The 17,512-nt window shown below is 55.2% G+C and carries 13 protein-coding genes; 4 read left to right on the top strand and 9 right to left on the bottom strand.

Features of this window, described 5'->3' with window-relative positions; genetic code table 11:
- The first annotated feature begins 33 nt into the window (after window positions 1-33).
- The gene (locus tag RHM56_RS18820) at window positions 34-969 is read left to right on the top strand and encodes a fimbrial protein (RefSeq protein WP_322234897.1); all 936 of its coding nucleotides are present in this window, start codon (window positions 34-36) and stop codon (window positions 967-969) included.
- 30 nt (window positions 970-999) lie between these two features.
- Here RHM56_RS18820 and RHM56_RS18815 read toward each other — a convergent pair whose 3' ends face one another.
- The 5 genes from RHM56_RS18815 to mksB form a co-directional block, all read right to left on the bottom strand.
- Complete coding sequence (locus RHM56_RS18815) at window positions 1,000-4,626, bottom strand: ATP-binding protein (protein WP_322234895.1); 3,627 nt, start codon at window positions 4,624-4,626, stop codon at window positions 1,000-1,002.
- The gene (locus RHM56_RS18810) at window positions 4,623-5,246 is read right to left on the bottom strand and encodes a response regulator transcription factor (protein WP_322234893.1); all 624 of its coding nucleotides are present in this window, start codon (window positions 5,244-5,246) and stop codon (window positions 4,623-4,625) included. The genes RHM56_RS18815 and RHM56_RS18810 overlap by 4 nt, the downstream gene beginning before the upstream one ends.
- Before the next feature lie 350 nt (window positions 5,247-5,596).
- Window positions 5,597-8,422 (bottom strand): Mks condensin complex protein MksF, encoded by a 2,826-nt coding sequence (gene mksF / locus RHM56_RS18805; protein ID WP_322234891.1) that lies wholly within the window; start codon window positions 8,420-8,422, stop codon window positions 5,597-5,599.
- Window positions 8,419-9,087, bottom strand: coding sequence for an Mks condensin complex protein MksE (gene mksE, locus RHM56_RS18800; RefSeq protein ID WP_322234889.1), 669 nt, complete (start codon window positions 9,085-9,087; stop codon window positions 8,419-8,421). Before mksE ends, mksF begins: the two co-directional genes overlap by 4 nt.
- Complete coding sequence (mksB, locus tag RHM56_RS18795; RefSeq protein ID WP_322234887.1) at window positions 9,077-10,354, bottom strand: Mks condensin complex protein MksB; 1,278 nt, start codon at window positions 10,352-10,354, stop codon at window positions 9,077-9,079. Before mksB ends, mksE begins: the two co-directional genes overlap by 11 nt.
- A gap of 178 nt (window positions 10,355-10,532) precedes the next feature.
- Here mksB and RHM56_RS18790 point away from each other — a divergent pair, with 178 nt between their 5' ends.
- Together RHM56_RS18790 and rimI are read left to right on the top strand one after the other, a co-directional pair.
- Complete coding sequence (locus RHM56_RS18790) at window positions 10,533-11,309, top strand: energy transducer TonB (protein ID WP_322234885.1); 777 nt, start codon at window positions 10,533-10,535, stop codon at window positions 11,307-11,309.
- A complete protein-coding gene (gene rimI, locus RHM56_RS18785; protein WP_322234883.1) occupies window positions 11,302-11,754 on the top strand; it encodes a ribosomal protein S18-alanine N-acetyltransferase in 453 nt (150 codons plus the stop codon). The genes RHM56_RS18790 and rimI overlap by 8 nt, the downstream gene beginning before the upstream one ends.
- Before the next feature lie 212 nt (window positions 11,755-11,966).
- On the opposite strand, the gene RHM56_RS18780 is transcribed toward rimI, so the two are convergent.
- A complete protein-coding gene (locus tag RHM56_RS18780; RefSeq protein WP_322234881.1) occupies window positions 11,967-12,392 on the bottom strand; it encodes a serine kinase/phosphatase in 426 nt (141 codons plus the stop codon).
- Window positions 12,393-12,546: 154 nt separating this feature from the next.
- Between RHM56_RS18780 and can the strand changes: the two genes are divergently transcribed.
- The gene (gene can, locus RHM56_RS18775; RefSeq protein WP_322234879.1) at window positions 12,547-13,191 is read left to right on the top strand and encodes a carbonate dehydratase; all 645 of its coding nucleotides are present in this window, start codon (window positions 12,547-12,549) and stop codon (window positions 13,189-13,191) included.
- A gap of 106 nt (window positions 13,192-13,297) precedes the next feature.
- On the opposite strand, the gene RHM56_RS18770 is transcribed toward can, so the two are convergent.
- The 3 genes from RHM56_RS18770 to RHM56_RS18760 all read right to left on the bottom strand — a co-directional run bounded on the left by RHM56_RS18770 (window position 13,298) and on the right by RHM56_RS18760 (window position 17,327).
- The gene (locus RHM56_RS18770) at window positions 13,298-14,716 is read right to left on the bottom strand and encodes a restriction endonuclease subunit S (protein ID WP_322234877.1); all 1,419 of its coding nucleotides are present in this window, start codon (window positions 14,714-14,716) and stop codon (window positions 13,298-13,300) included.
- Window positions 14,713-16,257, bottom strand: a complete 1,545-nt coding sequence (locus tag RHM56_RS18765; RefSeq protein ID WP_322234875.1) for a class I SAM-dependent DNA methyltransferase — start codon at window positions 16,255-16,257, stop codon at window positions 14,713-14,715. The genes RHM56_RS18770 and RHM56_RS18765 overlap by 4 nt, the downstream gene beginning before the upstream one ends.
- Before the next feature lie 71 nt (window positions 16,258-16,328).
- Window positions 16,329-17,327 (bottom strand): Abi family protein, encoded by a 999-nt coding sequence (locus RHM56_RS18760; RefSeq protein ID WP_322234873.1) that lies wholly within the window; start codon window positions 17,325-17,327, stop codon window positions 16,329-16,331.
- Window positions 17,328-17,512: the final 185 nt, after the last annotated feature.

Raw genomic sequence — 17,512 nt, 5'->3', positions numbered from 1 at the left:
AAATAAGCCCTGCTCAACAGAGATTTAATTACTATGAACTATGTGATTGGTGCGCTGCTGATGTTGCTCACACAAATAAGCTTCGCCGCAGAGTGCAGTCCGAACGGAGGCCCCTGGTTCCAATTTCAAAATTGGATATATCACCAATCAGTATCTGTCACGCTGACAAGAAGCTCGGGATCAAATCGATTGAACCTAAATGGGTTTACGTTGGACTGTCGATTTTCAGCCGGCGGTGGTGGAGGGGCGAACGCCCAAGATGACTGGCACACACAGGGCGGTGCTATTACTTTTGGCCCAAAGTTGTCAGGGGTCGCAGGAGGCGTCAATATCAAGGGCATAGACTACCTTTATACTTTGCCGTTTCAGCTCCACGTCGCAACAACCTACAAAAATGGACAGCCGCCTGTTCGCATGCCCATGTACATGTACGTTTATAATACCCGTGGCATTCATTTGCGTGCTGGGGACTATCTGGGAACTATCCGTTTAAGACAAACCAACTATATGAATCCTATAACGACTCCGACATTTGATTTTTATGCGGCCAATGACCTCGCCCCAGATCTGTCGACCTGCACGATTAATAATAATGTACCAATCGTTGTTGACTTTAATCAGGTGGACCTTAGCAAAGTAGGCGAAAGTGTAGGCGGTACGCAAATAAAAAGTGATATTCGCCTGAACTATTCATGCTCTGAACCTGGTTTTACTTTGCCCGTAAAAATTAGGTTCAGTGGCGCTTCTGCCGGGTTTAATTCGGGACTGCTTGCCATGAGTAATTTAAATTTGGGAGTCGCTTTGTTACGAGGGAACACGCAAATAAATCCGGGTGCTTCGTTCAACTCAAGCATCACCAATAGTTCGGGCGGGGACACTATGACATTCGCGCTTATTCGCAAAGTTCAAAGTACGCCTTCATCAGGGGAATTCACGGGAAGTGGCACGTTAGTGATGACCTATCAATAATGACGCCCAAGGGGTTAAACCCTTGGGATTTTACACCCGGTACACTTCAATCATCTCCAATACCTGAGCCATCGCTTCATATTGCTCATCAACGCGCTGGGCCAACTGACTCCATTCCGGTTCCAGGCAGGCCCGCTCAAGGTTTTCACAGCACTGGGCCAACTGCCGGGCCTTGATCATCCTTGCACCGCTTTTTACTTTGTGGGCCACATCACTCAGGCCCGGCAAATCGTGTTTGGTAAAAGCCCTCAACAAGATCGACATATCGCTCTCCATGCTGCTGATTAGCGGCTCCATCAAGTGTTTCAGGGCGTTGGCATCGCCATGGGTCAGCCGCTCCAGCGCTTCCAGATCCAATAAGATGGAACTTTCATCAACCGTCGAGTGATTCTCTTCAGTGACAGGCCCCAAATCCGCATTGGCAAGACGGGCTTGTAGATGGTGCAGGCTGATGGGTTTGAACAGGCAATCGTTCATCCCCGCAGCGATGCAACGATTGGCTTCGCCGGTTTGCGCGTTGGCGGTGAACCCCACGATCAAAATAGCCGGCAAGTGATTGGCTGATTCATGGGCGCGAATGCTCTTCGCCAGCTCATAGCCATCCATGTTGGGCATCGCACAGTCCGTCATGATCAGGTCGAAATGGTGGGCTTTCCACGCTTTAAGTCCCTGAACGCCATCATCGACTTCAATCGTGCTGTGCCCCAGATACCCCAATTGCTGGGCCAGCAGCCGGCGATTGGGCGGGTAGTCGTCGACCACCAGTATCTTTAGCGGGCGCACCTGCACAGGAGGCGCCTCTATGGGCTCCGCGCATGGCGCTGGTGACAGCAACGTCACCATGTCGAGGCTCATATTGATACAGGTTCCCTTGCCCAGCGTGCTCTGGAGCGTGAGTGTTCCGCCCATCATTTCGCACAACTGGCGGCTGATCATCAGCCCCAAGCCCGAACCTCCGGGTTGTTTATTGTGCTGGCGAGCTTGGGTAAAAGGGCTGAACAGGCGTAACTGGTCTTGTTCTGAAATGCCGATACCGGTGTCTTCGACCTGCACACGGATATGCAAGCGCTCACCATCGTCAGAGTGTTTGGCCTGAACACTTAAACGTACCTGGCCTTGTTCGGTGAATTTGATGGCGTTGCTCATCAGATTGGACAGCACCTGACGCAAGCGCAAAGGGTCAATCAGTACGTCGGCGTTGATACGTGGGTCCAGTTCAAAACTCATCTGTAACCCTTTTTGCTGCGCCATGCTCTCAAAAATCCGCGCCGTCGACTCAACGAGCTTCATCAGCGCGGTTCGCTGTGGATTCAGCGACAAACGCCCGGACTCAATCTGCGCGATGTCCAAAATGTCGCCAATCAACGCCAGCAGACCATGGGCCGCCTCTGACGCCACACCAATGGATTCACTGTCGGCGACCCCTTGTTCAGCCTTTTTCTGGGACAGCTCAAGCATGCCAATGATCGCATTCATGGGCGTGCGAATCTCATGGCTCATGGTGGTCAGAAAATCACTTTTCGCCAGATTGGCTTGGTCCGCGTGAGCCTTGGCTTCCTGTAATTGTTCGAGCAATTGCTGGCGCTCACTGATATCAATCCAGCCCCCGATAATCCCGACCACCACGTTATCGCTGCCGCGGTAGGGCAGCATCCAATGGTAGATGGTCAGCACCTTGGCGCTGGGCAGCTCAAGCAAGTGATCGCGCACCAGCGGGCGCCCTTCCTGCATGACCTCCAGAAAATCGGCATGGTGCGCCTGGTTTTGCCGGGCTGAGCACTGGACCAATTCCAACAAGGTTTTGCCTGCCACGTCCTGCCGTTCAAGCCCGAACGTATCCAAATACCCTTCGTTACAAATCAATAAACGGCCTTCGCGATCGCGCACATAAATAGGATGCGGCGTGCCGTCTATCAGAGCGCGCATAAAGGCCAGTTGATCATTCAGTGCGCGCTCGGCCTGATCGCGTTTATGCACCAACCTGCCCAGGTAAGAGATCCAGATAATGCCGCATAGCAGCAGGCCTACAGCAATCACCGAAAGGTTGAGAATGGTCGAGCGATTACGCCCCCAGAAACGGTTGTCCATCACCACGGCGCTGTGCCAGCGGCTGGTCAGCAGGTCCATTTCTTCGGGGGAGATACTGGTCAGTGCCTTGCCCAGAATCGAATACAACGCGTCCTTCTTGCCATCGACCGCCAAGGAAAATTGCGCGGGTGAATTGCCCACTGTGCTGCGAATTTCCAACTTTCCGGGGTACTGCTGTTTGATCAGATAACGCGCGCTGATCAACGAGTTGATCGCACCATCTGCGTCTTTTTTAGCGACCATTTCCAAGGCGTGTGCCGAGTTATTGGCAGCGATCAGATGAACCCCGGGAAAATGCTTTTCCAAGTAGGACGTGAGTACATTGTCGATAACCAGTGCAACACGTTTGCCTCTCAAGTCATCCAGCGTCTGGGAACTGTTGGGCGCGGCGCGGGTGACCAGTACAAAAGGCGTTGAAAGATAGGGTTTGCTAAACCGCAACACATGTTCGCGATCACTGCTCGGGGTAAAAGAGGGCACCAGGTCTGCCTCGCCCTGAATAACAGCATCGACCAACTCGGGCACGGTGCCTTTGCGTACCAGATCGAATTTAAGCCCCGTGCGCAGGCTGATCTTCGTCAGTAAATCAGCAGAAATGCCACTGAATACACCTTGCTCATCGAAAAACGTAAACGGTAAAAAGTCGGCAATCGCGACTTTTACTCGTGGGTTTTGATCAATCCACAGCTGTTCCGAGGCAGAGAATTTCAAAGGTTCCTGGCCTTTGAAATTCATGCCATTGACGCCCCAGCGGTTCAAAATGGCGGACGTTTCTTCTGTTGAAATAACGCCCAATGCCATGTTGATTAACCGCAACAAACGCGGGTTGGGATGATGGGCCGCAAACGAGAAGGGCAGCCCCTCAAGGGCGGAAAAACCCTTGAGGTAAACATTATTCAGGTAGTTTTTATTGATCAAATAATTGGTGCTGATCGCATCCCCCAAGTACCAATCAGCTTGGCCAAAAGCGACCGCACCAATAGCGCCGAGGGTTGAGTCATACAACTGCACATCGGCGTCGGGGTACTGCGCCTTCACCACCTTTTCCGGTTGGTAGTGATACAGCATTGCCAGGCGTAATGTTTTAGGGGCCGAACTGCTCGACCGAGGGTCGCCAATGCGAGACACCAGTACAGGTGTGTCGAGCGCGTAAGGTGAGGAAAAAACCAATTGGTCATCCGCCATTTCATAGGCGTTGGCAGTGCCCAACAGGTCGATCTGATGGTTTTTGAGGGCTTCAATCACTTCGGCCCGAGTCTCGTAGCGGCGAACCTTTATTTCGACTTGCAAGAGTTGGCTGACGAGGCCGGCATAGTCAGCGGTGAGCCCTTCGAAGAAATCACTGCCCGCAGAAATATCGAAAGGCGCGTAATCGGGAGACGAAGTACCCAGTATTAATACGCCTTTGTCTATTAACCATTGTCGGTCACCCTCGCTTAACGTGAGCGCTGGCACCTCTATTTGTGAGCGGCCCAGTAACTGCAACTCGACCGGGGCGGCCTCACACACAGAACACAGACCCAGCCAGAATAACCCTGCGGTGCGAGCGTAAACGAATCGGCTATTCATTCGATTAGATTGTTGCGTTTGGCAAATTCGGCGAGGTACACCACCGATTGAATATTCAACTTGGTGAGGACGCGAATCTTGTAAGTACTGACGGTCTTTTCGCTGAGTAACATGACTTCCGCAATCTGTTTATTCGACCACCCCGACACCAAATATTGAAGTGTGCGTAACTCTCGGTCTGACAGGGTTTGGATGAGTGCTATATCGCTTTGCAGCGGATGACCGTCATGTGCGACGTCTGCATTTTTCAAGTAAGTTTTGCCATTCATAACGGAACTGATGGCATTGCTCAAGGCATCCACATCGTCTGTTTTTTCGACGAAACCGATAGCGCCCGCTCTGATGCAACGGTCTGCATAAAAAAGCGAACCCTTGGAAGTCAGTACCAGAACCTTAATTGGCAAGCCGAGAATATGAAGCCGTTTTAACACCTCCAGTCCGTCAAGTTTGGGCATTGCCAAGTCGAGAATCATTAAGTGGGGAACATGGGCGCGCGCCAAATCCAGGGCCGTTGCACCATTATCAGTTTCTGCCGCTATCTGGAATTTCGCATTTTCCAAAATCAGTCTGACGATTTTACGAATAAAGGGATGGTCATCTACAATAACTGCTTTGCGCATGGTTTCTCCTATAACTTCAAGAGAGCGTTTTGTAGCGTTAACTATCATGGTCCTGCAAACGTCATAACCCAATACGGTATTTAGGCAGTGGGTTAATTATAGTTAGTCCCATTATTAGGTGAAGCGGCCTTATTACTCACTAAATCAACCCTATAAGTCTGCGGCTTTAACTGGATGGAACGGGTAGGAATTTTCTGAAATTTCAAAAATAAATTTAACAAGTGAGAGTGTAATAATTAAATAACAAGTATTTCGTAGATGATTCCTACATTTATAGGTAATAAAGTAGACAGCCAGTAACGCAAAAGCCGCGATGAATGATCGCGGCTTTTAGTATTGCTGACCTTTTTTCAGGCGTCGTTGAGTTCAGGCATAACGACAGGTTTTACTTCGTCGTGGCGACGGATGTACTTCCAGTCATCTTCATCGATGTAAATTCCGTTGGGCCCGCTGCCGCCTTCCAGATCGATGGCCACATGGGCACAGACCTGTGGCTTCACACTCGCCAGAATGGGCACAAAGCCCAGTTGCAAACTGGTTTCCAGCAGCGCGGTCTGGTTTCTCTCGTCAATGTCCGCCGCTTCATCGAGGTAATACGGCAAACGGATACGCCCGGCCAGATCGCGATCCATCAAGTGCAGCAACAAATACATGTTGGTCAGCGCCTTGATGGTCATGGTCGTACCGTTGGAGGCCGCACCGTCGATGTCGGTATGAATCACCGGCTGGCCGTTGACCTTGGTGATCTCGAACGCCAGCTCAAACAGATCCTTGAGCCCCAACTGGTTATGGTTGGCCGCCACCAGACGGGCCAGATACTCCTTGGCTTCTTCGTTCTTGTTGTCCTGTTCAGCACTTTGGCTGAGGTCAAACACCGACAACGTTTCGCCTTCTTCGTACTGACCGGCGCTGTGGATGATCTGATCGATATGCTTGAGCGCCTCTTTATTCGGCGCCAGCACAATACGGAAGCTTTGCAGGTTCGAGACCTGGCGCTTGTTGATCTCGCGGTTGAACAGCGCCAGTTGATGCTCAAGACTGTCGTAGTCACTGCGAATATTGCGCAGCGTTCGGGCGATGTCCGTCACGGCGGCACGTCTCGCCTTGCCCAGAGTCAACGCTTCTTCGCTGCGGTGCGCATAGGCATTGATCAACAGTTGCAGGCGGCGCTCCATGTCGTCTTCGCTGTCGAACTTGGCCACGCCTTTCAAGCGCACCTGTGCGTACAAGGCTTCGATTTGACCGTCGCTGCGCAACAAGCTTTGCCAGCTGTCCTGATAGTCGTTGAGCAACGGCAACAGGTTGTCCATCGAATCATCGACCGGGTCCATGAACGGTGTACCGAACGGCAGGTCGGCAGGCAACAATTGGCGCCGGCGCAGGCTGTCATCCAGCGTGCGTTGCTTGGCTTCCATGTCACCGATCTGCCGACCGACCAATTGCAGCTTGGCCGACAGGTGCTGTACGCGCTCGGTGAAGGCATCGCTGGAGCGCTTCAATTCATCCTGCGCGCCTTCGGCCTGAGCCAATTGCTCCAGTTTTTCGCCTTCTTCGGCGCTTAAGGTCTGGGCGCGACGGAAATCTTCCAGCGCCTTTTGCGCGTCCAGCACTTGCTGATACAGCGACTCGGCTTCGGACTTGCTCGCCGCGCGATCCGACGTCACCGCCTGCTGGGTTTTCAGTTGCTTGAGTTCTTTTTCCAGGCGTTCTTTCTGGTCGCGCAATGCGGCGCGGTCAGCCAGCGCTTGCAGGGCAGGCGGCTCAATGTGGCTGAGATCGATGGACAGGCCCGGCGCTTCAAAGCGCTCGCCCTTGAAGCCATCAAGGATCGCTTCCAGGGATTTGACCCACGCGTCGCCGTCATCCAGCGCAATGCCTTGCTCGCCCAGCGGCAGACTGAACAAGGCGCTGTTGAACAGGCGCATCAGACGCTCCACGTCCTGCTGCGAGAACTCTTCGCGCAGGCGGGCGTAGCTGTTGTTGTCGGCGTGGTCGAGTTGCTGCTTGACCGACTTCAAGCGTTTTTCCAGATCACGAAGACGTTCGTCTAAGTCTTCGGCACTGAACTGGCGCGACTGCGCCAAGGCACCGGCCAACTCGTCGTGGGCGTCTTTGGCGGCCAGCAGTTGTTGCTCCAGCACCTTCACATCGTCAACCAGCGCGAAGCGATGCTTGAGCACCGACAACTCGCCCAGCCACCGTTGAATACCGGTGATTTCGCGCTCCAGACGCATTAACTCTTGCGTGCTGCTGCGCTGATCGTTCTGCAGGGCGTCTTGTTCATTGCGGTAATGCTCGGACTGAATCAGCAACTCTTCCTTGCGTGCCCCGGCGTAGTCCTGCCACGTGCCCAGCAACGCGTCGAGCAGCGGCGAGAGGCGATGCAGCTTGCCGCGCAACAGATCGCGCTGGCGAACCCCGGCGGCCAGCGCTTCGACCAACGGCCCGGCACCGACCAGCGCGTTGTAATCCTGCTCCATGCGTCGTACATCGCGGAAGGCTTCTTCGCACGCAGCGATGTAGTCCACGCTGCCCGAACGCAGGCTGTGTTCGAACGCATCAAGAAACAGCTGCTTGAGCTTGGCCGCGGTAATTTCGCGCATGTGCAGCAAGTTGATAAACAGAGCGCGGAAGGTTTTCAGGCTCTGCTCGCTGGTAGAGCGCAGCGGAATCAGCGTCAGGTCCAGCGGGATCGACGTGTGCCCACCGACCAATAAGCGCCGCAGTTCATCGGGCTTGAGTTCGTAGGCTTTAAGACCGTTACGCTCAAGGTTGCTGAACAGCTCTTTTTGCCGCAGGCAGGTGTCTTCTTTCTGATAATGAGCCAGGTCGAGCTTGCCCGCGTAGGCGAAAAACTGGTGACCGAAACCGCCACCGGGGCCGCGTCCCACCACACCAATCACATGCGGACCGTGGGGCAGCGACACTTCAACGAGGATGTAACTGGTGTCGGACGCAAAGTAGAAGCGTCGCGATTGTTCGAGGCTGTATTTACCGAAGCTCATGTCCGACATACGCGCCAGAATCGGGAACTGCAAGGCGTTGATCGAAGCCGATTTACCGAGGTTGTTGGCCCCGTACACCGACAGCGGATGTTCCAGCGGGAACAATCCCAGGCTGTAACCGGCGGTGTTCAGCAGGGCAAAGCGGCGAATTCCGTAGCGTTCCTGGCTCATGCGTCCATCTCCTGTTGCTCGGCGGCAATGGCGCGGGCCAGCGCCGCTTCTTCGTCTTCTTGCTCAACGTCGGCTTCGTCGTCGATCAGCACCGGCGTTGGCAGCGGCAAGATACTGTGCAGACTGGCGGCCAGATCACGGTCTTGTTGCACCGACAGGCACACATCGAGGAAGCGGTGCATCGGCGGCAGAAAACGGTAGATGCCGTTGTCTTCGCTGGCAAACCCGAGCTGGGTCATGCGGCGCATGATTTTTTCTTCCAGCTCGTCTTGGGTCGTGACCTCGGCCTGAACAAACAGGTCGCGGTATTTTTCCAGCAACGAAGGCAACTCATCGCGGCCCAGGCTTCCGCCATCCAGCACCGCAATCGGGTCGCGGCCCTGATCGGCCAAATGTTCAACGATGATAAACGTGAACAGCGCCAGACGTTGCGCGGTCTTGTTGACCTGCGCGGAGGCAATCGCGGTGTCGGGCACGAAATAATAAAAACCACGGGTGTCGCACACCAGTTCAAACCCAAGGGCCTTGAACAGCGCGCGGTACTGGTCCTGGAAGTTCGACAATTGCGCGTACAGTTCCGGGTCGCGGCGGCTCACGTGATAACCCTTGAACAGCTCACGAAAGATCGGTGCCAGTTGGGACAGTTCAGAAAGATCAAGATGCATGGAGAGGGCTCGCAGAAGTCTCGTTCGCGTCATCGCTGCGTGAGAGCAGAGAAAAAGAGCGCAAGCTGACCAGATGTTCGTGGGTGTGGTAATCGCGGCGCTCAAGGCGTTCGCGCACGAAGCGTTTTTCGCGCGACAGGCGCGAGAACCAGTACAGCAATTCGTCGGTGTCGCCGTTGGGCTCCTGGTCCAGCAGCCAGCTCATCAAGTCCGGCATCGGCAACGCATCGCTGCAACGGTCGAGCATTTCCTTGACCGTGCGCGGGGCTTTGGGTGTTTCGCCACGGTGGGCTTTGTGCGCCTTGGGGAAGCGCGCAGGCTTGGGCTCAAAGCGCGCCAGTGCGTAAACATACGCCTCAACCTGGCTGGCGCTGCCCAAAAAGGTACTTTGTGGACGGGTGAACATCGGCATCGCCGCTTGTGGCACCGCGTCCAGTCCTTTACGGCGAATGGCCGCCAGGGCCAGCGCCGCGCCACGGGTGACTGCGTTGTGACGGCGCGCTTCTTCACGCAGCGGCAGTAACAGTTCTCGGGCATGACGCAAGGTCAGTTGGGCGCTGGTTTGCATCTCAAGGATGCGCGCATGGGTGCGCAGCAGCATGTCGTCGTCCACCAGATGGCCGAGGCGTTGCTGCTCGCTGAGCATGCGCAGCAGAACGTTCTCGACTTTGCGTACGCCTTGTTCGAAAGCGCCGTCGGCGTTAACCAGTTGGATCATTGGTTCGACGTATTCGTCCCACGTCGCCAGCACCTCGGCGTAACGCTGGCGCAGCGGAATCTGCCGGTCGCTGGTCTTGGCCCGCTCGGCCACGGCCACCAGCGCCTGTTCATCATTGGCCAGCTTCTTCAATACATCGCGTACGCGCATGTCGAGCAAACGCAGCTGGCGCGCCAGGTCATTGCCGTCACGAATGTCGAAGGCGTCCTGAATGTAACCGGCCAGCCGCTCCAGATGGCGCAGGTAGGCTTCGATTTCCAGACACAGCCCAAGGCGGTGTTCGCGGCGCAAGTACGCCAGAAAGTCGTGAATTTGCGCATTCAGTTCAAAGCGGTTCGGGCTCTTGGCCACCGGCACCAGAATATCCAGCCGGATCCAGCTGTCGAGCACGTTAGTGATGTCTTGCGGCGTGCTGTCCAACTGATGGGCGGCTAATTGCAGGCGCAACTCGCTCAGGCTCAAGGTGCCTTGGTCGAAGTGTTCACACAAAGGCTCAAGGAGTGCCCAGTGTTCGGCGAGGGCACGTAATACGCGCTTGGGTTCGATCATGGGAGGGCCGGTCGATTGCCAATGAAAGGCCGCGATTGTACTGCAACACGGATTTGAGTCATCCCTTGGCGATCAGAGGCCTTGGCAGTCAATTAACCGTTTGGCCATCAACTGCGGGCGGGAAGGGCAGAAGGGCGGTAGAATCGCGGATCTTTAGTTATCCACAGATGGCCGACCCTTGTTGAACGAGTCCCGCCGCCGCTCCTATTTGACTGCCATGCAGGTGGTCAGCTGGTTACCGCGCACTGAGCTGCCGTTTGCCGCGCCTTCGCGGCCCGAACTGCTGGTGCTCCCCGAACCGCCTGCCGCGCCTGAAATCATTAGGCCTGTGGCCAACGTGGCGGTTACCCCGAGCAAGCCCGCCGAGCGGCCCAAGATCGACGTACCACGGCCATCGATCACCCCGCGTCCTGTCAGCAAGCCGGTGGTTGAAGCCGAGTCGACGCCTGCGCCAGCCAAAGTGGTGCAACTTCCCCCGCCGCGTTTTGCTTTGCAATTGCTGCGCGCAGGGCGCTGCCTGGTACTGGTGGAGTTACCCACAGGCGGTGCCTTCCAGAGCCGCGATCCGGCTTATTTATTGTTAAAAGATATGTTGCGCGCAGCCGGACTTCCCGACAGCCCGCAAATCATTGGCGAGCCCGTGCGCTGGCCGTTGCTCAAGCGCGGCAACGTGGATCAAGGCCCGGAGGCGGCGCGTGAGTTTGTGCAAGGGTTTGTCATGGCCCGTCTGGAAGAGGCCGAATGTGCCTGTCTATGGCTGATCGGCCTGCCTGCTGTGCGCTTTGCCGGTGAAGCCGATGCCGAAGCTTTCAACCGTGAACTTGAAATCGAAGGGCTGGGCTGCGCATGGGCGCTGCCGGGTCTGGAACTCTTAATGGAAGAGCCACACCGCAAAGCGGATGTCTGGCAAGCAATGCGCAAGCTTTTGGTGCGCTGGAAACAGAACGATGAGTGACGCTGTAACTTTCCGCCCGATGACCGAAGCGGACCTTGATGCGGTATTGAAAGTTGAATACGCGGCCTTCAGCCACCCGTGGACCCGCGGGATCTTTCTCGACGGCTTGGGCAAATACCACATCTGGTTGATGTTTGAAGGCGAGCAGCAAGTGGGCCATGGCGTGGTGCAAATCATTCTGGATGAAGCGCACCTGCTCAACATCACCGTCAAACCTGAAAGCCAGGGCCGTGGACTGGGGCTAAAATTGCTTGAGCACCTGATGTCTATTGCCTACCAGCATGAAGCCCGCGAATGCTTCCTTGAACTGCGCGACAGCAACACCGCGGCTTTCAAGTTGTACGAGCGGTACGGTTTCAACGAAATCGGCCGCCGCCGCGACTACTACCCGGCAGTGGGCGGGCGTGAAGACGCGGTGGTCATGGCGTGCACGCTCGTTGACTAACCACCCTGTGAGCTGCAATCCAATTTCGTAGCAGTTGCCGAGCCTGCGAGGCTACGTTCGATTGCGAAGCGATCGTAAACACTGCGTGCAACGTTGAGCTGACACACCGCAGTGCTTGACTTTACGACTGCTCCGCAGCCGGACGCAGCCTCGCAGGCTCGTCAGCTGCTACGGGTTTTCGAGCGCCATAGATCTGTGGCAGCTTCCATCATTTAGTGCTTATGCCGCCCCACCGGATCAATATCCGCCAACTCCGCTTCATCCAGCCCTTTGCCGGCGCCGATTTCGTCCTCGTCCACCACGCGTAAATCCCAGTCCGCCGCTTCATCGCTGCCCTCTGCGGCCTCTTTGGCGTCACGGGCACCGTCTTCGCGGATCAGCATCTCCTGCTCCAGATCATCGTCGTCAAAACCTGCGTCCAGGTCTTCATCAGGCATTGCAGCACCGCTAAGCCCTGCCCGGCGTGAAGGTTGACCGGCCATGTGCTGTGCGCGTTCTTCGTCGGTAAACAGGTCGCTGATACGCTCGTGAACTTCATCATCCTCAAAGTTCAACGGCTCAACCGAGCCCGAGCGATCTTCGAGATCGTCAATCTCTGCGGGTTGTTCTGCCCCATACGGGCGACGTGAATCAGTCATGGCAATTCCTCATGGCGTGGGGTCTTATTACGGTGGACTGTAGCCACCGATTAAGATTCCACCCCGACAGACCGGCGGATTTAAGCGCAGATCCACGTGACCCCGACCAGCGGTCGGTAGTCAAACTTGCGCATCAACTCTCGAGGTTTACCGCATGAACGAACTACAAGATCTGATCGATAACAACGAGCGCTGGGCCGATGCGATCAAGCAGGAAGATCCCGATTTTTTCGCCAAGTTGGCCCGCCAGCAAACGCCGGAATACCTGTGGATCGGTTGTTCGGATGCGCGCGTGCCGGCCAACGAAATTGTGGGCATGTTGCCGGGTGATCTGTTTGTACACCGCAACGTGGCCAACGTCGTGCTGCACACCGACCTGAACTGCTTGTCTGTGATCCAGTACGCGGTCGATGTCTTGAAGGTCAAACACATCCTGGTCACTGGCCACTACGGCTGCGGCGGGGTGCGGGCTTCCATGCAGGACCAGCAACTGGGCCTGATCGACGGCTGGCTTCGCTCGATTCGCGACCTGTACTACGAAAACCGCGAAGTGCTGGCGCTGCTGCCTACCGAAGAAGAGCGTGTTGACCGTTTGTGCGAGCTGAACGTGATCCAGCAAGTGGCGAACGTCGGCCATACCAGCATTGTGCAAAATGCCTGGCACCGCGGACAGAAACTGTCGGTTCACGGCTGCATCTACGGCATTAAAGATGGCCGCTGGAAAAGCCTGAACACCACCATCAGCGGGCTGGACCAATTACCGCCGCAATACCGTTTGCGCCCGGTAAAACCGGTTTAAAGCCATCCCCTCTGTAGCGAGCTTGTTTGCGATCTTTTGACCTTCCAAAAGACCGCAAACAAGCTCTCGCCCTCCGCCAGTCGTCTCGACCTTCAGTCACTACGGCTCAGCCCGATACCTTGCGCCCCCGCTTTGCTTTGGGTGCTGCTGCACGCTGAGCCTTGATCCGCTCCAGCAGCACGCTGGCGGGTTCATCGTTAGGGTCTTGCGGCACCAGTTCACCTCGGAAGGCTTTGGCCAGAATGCTTTGGGTCAAGTGGTCGATGCGTTTTTTGGCTGACGCGACTTTGGCTTTCAGTTGATCGGCGAAGGCGAAGAGTTGTTCGACGCGGCGGACGATTTCGGTTTGTTCTGCGAGTGGGGGGAGTGCAAGTGGGAGTGATTGAACAATTTTCTTGTTTAGGGCTTGTTGGTTATTTCCCGAACCTACACGGCGAGTATCTTCGTAGCGTTCATAAAGGAAGTAGTAGATATATTCAGAAATGCAGTAGTTAGAGTGAACTCTCAAAGCTGCTGTGTTCTGATTGTGACAAGCTTCGATATCAAGGATGGCTGGTTGCCCACGTGTTTTACCCTGCCCGATCATTGCCAACATGACGGTGCCCTGGGGATGCACAGTTGTTGATGTGGACTTATAGCCAGTCTCTGTTATCAACTCCTTCGTTTCTTTTATGCGGCAGAAGGCTACTTCAGAGCTGCTTACCCAAGGAATGGTGCCTCCCCAGAATTTAGTATTCCCGCGGCCAGGTGTTGCACCAACATAAATGTCACAAACCTCCCCCATCTTTGTCTCAACCCAAGAGGTCGGTAAAAGGTATCCAAGTTCATTGGGGATAAAGTCAACTTCCTTGAACCTCCTGCCGCTCAACCTATAGACATCAGTCCATGCCTTTTTTACCTGATCGATTGATATAGCGCATACCTCAGGGTTCAGTTCTCGCCAATTCGCTGTCAACTGTCCTGAAACCGCAGCAGCAAGAACTGATTGGCGAAAGCGTTTGAGCAGAGCGGGGATGGCGTCGATGCGGGCTTTAAGGGTGTCGACCTGTGACAGTAGTTCATCGAGTTTTAGGGCGATACGGGTCTGTTCAGCCAAAGGGGGAAGAGGTACTAAATGGTTATCAAAATTTCCCTTGGTAATGTGCACCATACCCATGCCGTGAGCTTTTGCATAAAAGTCGTCAATTGACATTTCAAGAGCATATTTAAGGAATCGTTTGCAACACGCCTGAACATCGTGCACTCGAAATATGTGCTGATTTAGCCATGCATCTTGGCCATGCCAATAATAGACTCCTAAAGATGCGGACCATGAAACTAACAAATCCCCGTTTCGGACAAGATACTTTTCTTCGTGAGAGTCGTCTGCGTAGTTAAAAGTTGCGTCGGGGCTTTTTAGATTTTGGATGCGAATAATTGGTTTTCCTGCCTCTAACCACTCTCCTTTCTTGAATGCTTTTCCATTGGTGAAGCTGGCTAATGCACCCAGAGGGGCTAAAGTCCATCCTTTTGGCAACTCACTCATTCCCCATTCTCCTCAACCGTCACCAACCCCATCACCTCAGCCATCAACTGCTTCTGCGCTGCCACTTCATCCTCAGCCCCTAGTGCCTTCATGAGCTCTTCCAGCTCATGAAGCGCCTCAGTCAGTTCAGCCATGGCCTCGCCAGCCAGTACTTCCGGCGCAGGCAGATCAGCGGCGTCCAAACTGTCAGCGTCCTTGAGCCAGCTGATATCCAGCGAATCCCCACGTTCACGAATGAAGTCGCGGCTAAACACGCGAAAACGACTAGTCTCGCCGAGTCCTTCGACATTCTCAGCTCGGGGGCTGTTGCCGTTGGCATCCTCGCCATAGGCGTCTTCAAACGGTTTGAGGTGTTGAGTGCCAAAAGGCGTGCGTTTGCCGAAGCTGGGCATGTTGCTGCGTAGGTCATAAACCCACACACGCTGGGTGCAGCCATGCTCCTGACGCGGGTTGTCAGTTGTACCTTTCTGAAAGAACAGCACGTTGGTTTTCACGCCTTGGGCGTAAAAGATGCCAGTAGGCAGACGCAGAATGGTGTGCAGGTTGCACTTGTCCATCAGGTCTCGGCGCACGTCGGTGCCGACACCGGCCTCGAACAGGACGTTGTCCGGCAATACCACCGCGGCGCGGCCACCCGGTTTCAGGCCCCGGTAAATGTGCTGAAGAAAGGCCAGTTGCTTGTTGCTGGTCTTGTAAGTGAGGTCGTCACGGGTTGGGCCACCGCCACCTTTGGATGTACCGAACGGCGGGTTGGAGAGAATAACGTCAACCTTGGGTTGATTGGCACCGGTTTGACCGAGCGCGTTGCCCAGGTGCACCACACCTTCGTCGTCACCCTCCATGCCGTGCAGCAGGGTGTTCATGAGCGCCAGGCGGCGGGTGCCGGACACCAATTCGATGCCGACAAAGGCGCGGTTGCGCTGGAAGCTGCGCTCTTTTTCGTTGAGGTCGTAGTGGTCGTCGGTCTTGCTCTTGATGTACGTGTCGGCGGCGATCAAGAAGCCAGCCGTACCGGCGGCCGGGTCTTGAATGGTTTCACCAGGCTGGGGCTTGATGCAGTGGATAATGCTGTCAATTAACGGACGAGGGGTGAAGTACTGGCCGGCGCCGGATTTGGTTTCGCTGGCGTTCTTTTCCAGCAGGCCTTCATACAGGTCCCCAAGACCATCACGGCTGGCGCTGAACCAGTCGATCCCATCTAGGCTCTTGATCAGTTGCTCCAGATGGCGCGGTTCTTTCAGGCGCGTTTGCGCATCGGCATAAATGGCTGCGATCAATGGGTCGCTGTTTTTACCCAAATCCAGCAACATTTGCCGGTAGTGGTCGAGCAGATTGATTCCGGATTTACCTGCCAGGTCGGGCCAACGCGCGCCCTCGGGAAGCTTATGGGTAAAACTGTTGTTGCTTTGCGCTTGCTCGAATTCCATTTTTATAAACAGCAGCAACACCAGCTCGGTGACGTAGTCGCTGTAGTTGATGCCATCGTCGCGCAGTACGTCGCACAGGTTCCAGAGTTTCTGGACAATGTCGGAATTAGTCATAGGGGCTCTCAAAAGGGTCCAGTGTGCAAGCCGAAGGGCTCACAGGGTTGAATGGGGTGGCAGTGGCGCGCTCAGTCAGGCGCTTGCCAGAACGGGTCGTTTTGCCAGTTCGGCGGGAAGCCCATAGGCGCCAGGTTGATGTCAGCGAACTCGCCCAGCAGCTCATGTAACCGTGTATCCCAACTGGTATGGGGGCTGACCCGGCGCATCAGCAGATTGAGGATGCAGAGTACGGTAAACATCCGAGCGTGCTGTCCCGGATTCTGCAAATGCTGCGGCCAAAGGAAATTCACCGTTTTGGGGAGTTCCGGACGAATGCCCAGCTCTCGGTTCCATAGCCGGGCATGATGCGCGCATATATTGCGAATGGTCGTCAGGGTGTGCAGCCAGGACTGTAACAGGGGGCCGGGCAGAGCCATACGCCGGGCGATGGCTTTTTTATCGGCATCGCGGGCCAGCCCTTTGAATAAGTGCGAGAGCTCACCAAGGGTGATCTCTTCCATGGCGGCCCACGCGGGCATGAGGTCGGGTGTGTTGTAAGTCAGTGCGTAATGACGTGCATAACTTTCTTTGGCCCGCAGGTTTTTGAGGTGCGTCTTGCGAGCATCCGTGGCATGGGAGTGATCGATGCGCTGGGATTCACGTGCATGGTCCTGACGTGCTTTGTCCTGCTTGCTGCGAATACTGTCGAGCAGTGCCTGGTGACGATAATCACGCTGGAAAAAATTAGCTTCCAGATACCAATGAGCCCCATGTTGAGGGCCCATGTGGTTGCTGATGGCCGCTCTGGCCGCGACTTCAATTCGTTCAATTGAGTCGATAACCAGCAGGCGCAGGCGTCGGTCGAAATCATACAGACGAGTCAGTTCTTTCAACTGGGTGCCGGGTTTGAAGCCGTGTTCGGCATCGTCTGAAAGCTGAAAAGGGCGCATGTAAGGTGTGAGCCGGAAAAAACTCACGGCTTCGAGAAAACAGTGCGCTTTGGCTTCGTCCTGGATGATGAGCCCGCGTTGCTTGAGCAGGGCCAGTTGCGCAGGAATGTCGATGGCGGGCTTGCTGAAGAGCTTCATGCGGAAAAACTACCGGGCATAAAAAACCCGCTCAATTTGTGCTTAGCTGCCGAGGCAACCATAGGCATGGCGGGTGTGTTGCGGGGGAGGTTAGGCATAACGATGCCGTTTTGCAAGCTATTTGGCACTGTTGCGACAAGCGTGCACGGCGTTTTACTCGCTGCTAATAGTGCCTTCTGTCCTGA

The sequence above is a fragment of the Pseudomonas sp. CCC3.1 genome, assembly GCF_034347405.1.
Lineage (GTDB): Bacteria > Pseudomonadota > Gammaproteobacteria > Pseudomonadales > Pseudomonadaceae > Aquipseudomonas.
The sequence above is the reverse complement of the archived record's forward strand: the minus strand, read 5'-3'. Positions and strand labels throughout refer to the sequence as shown.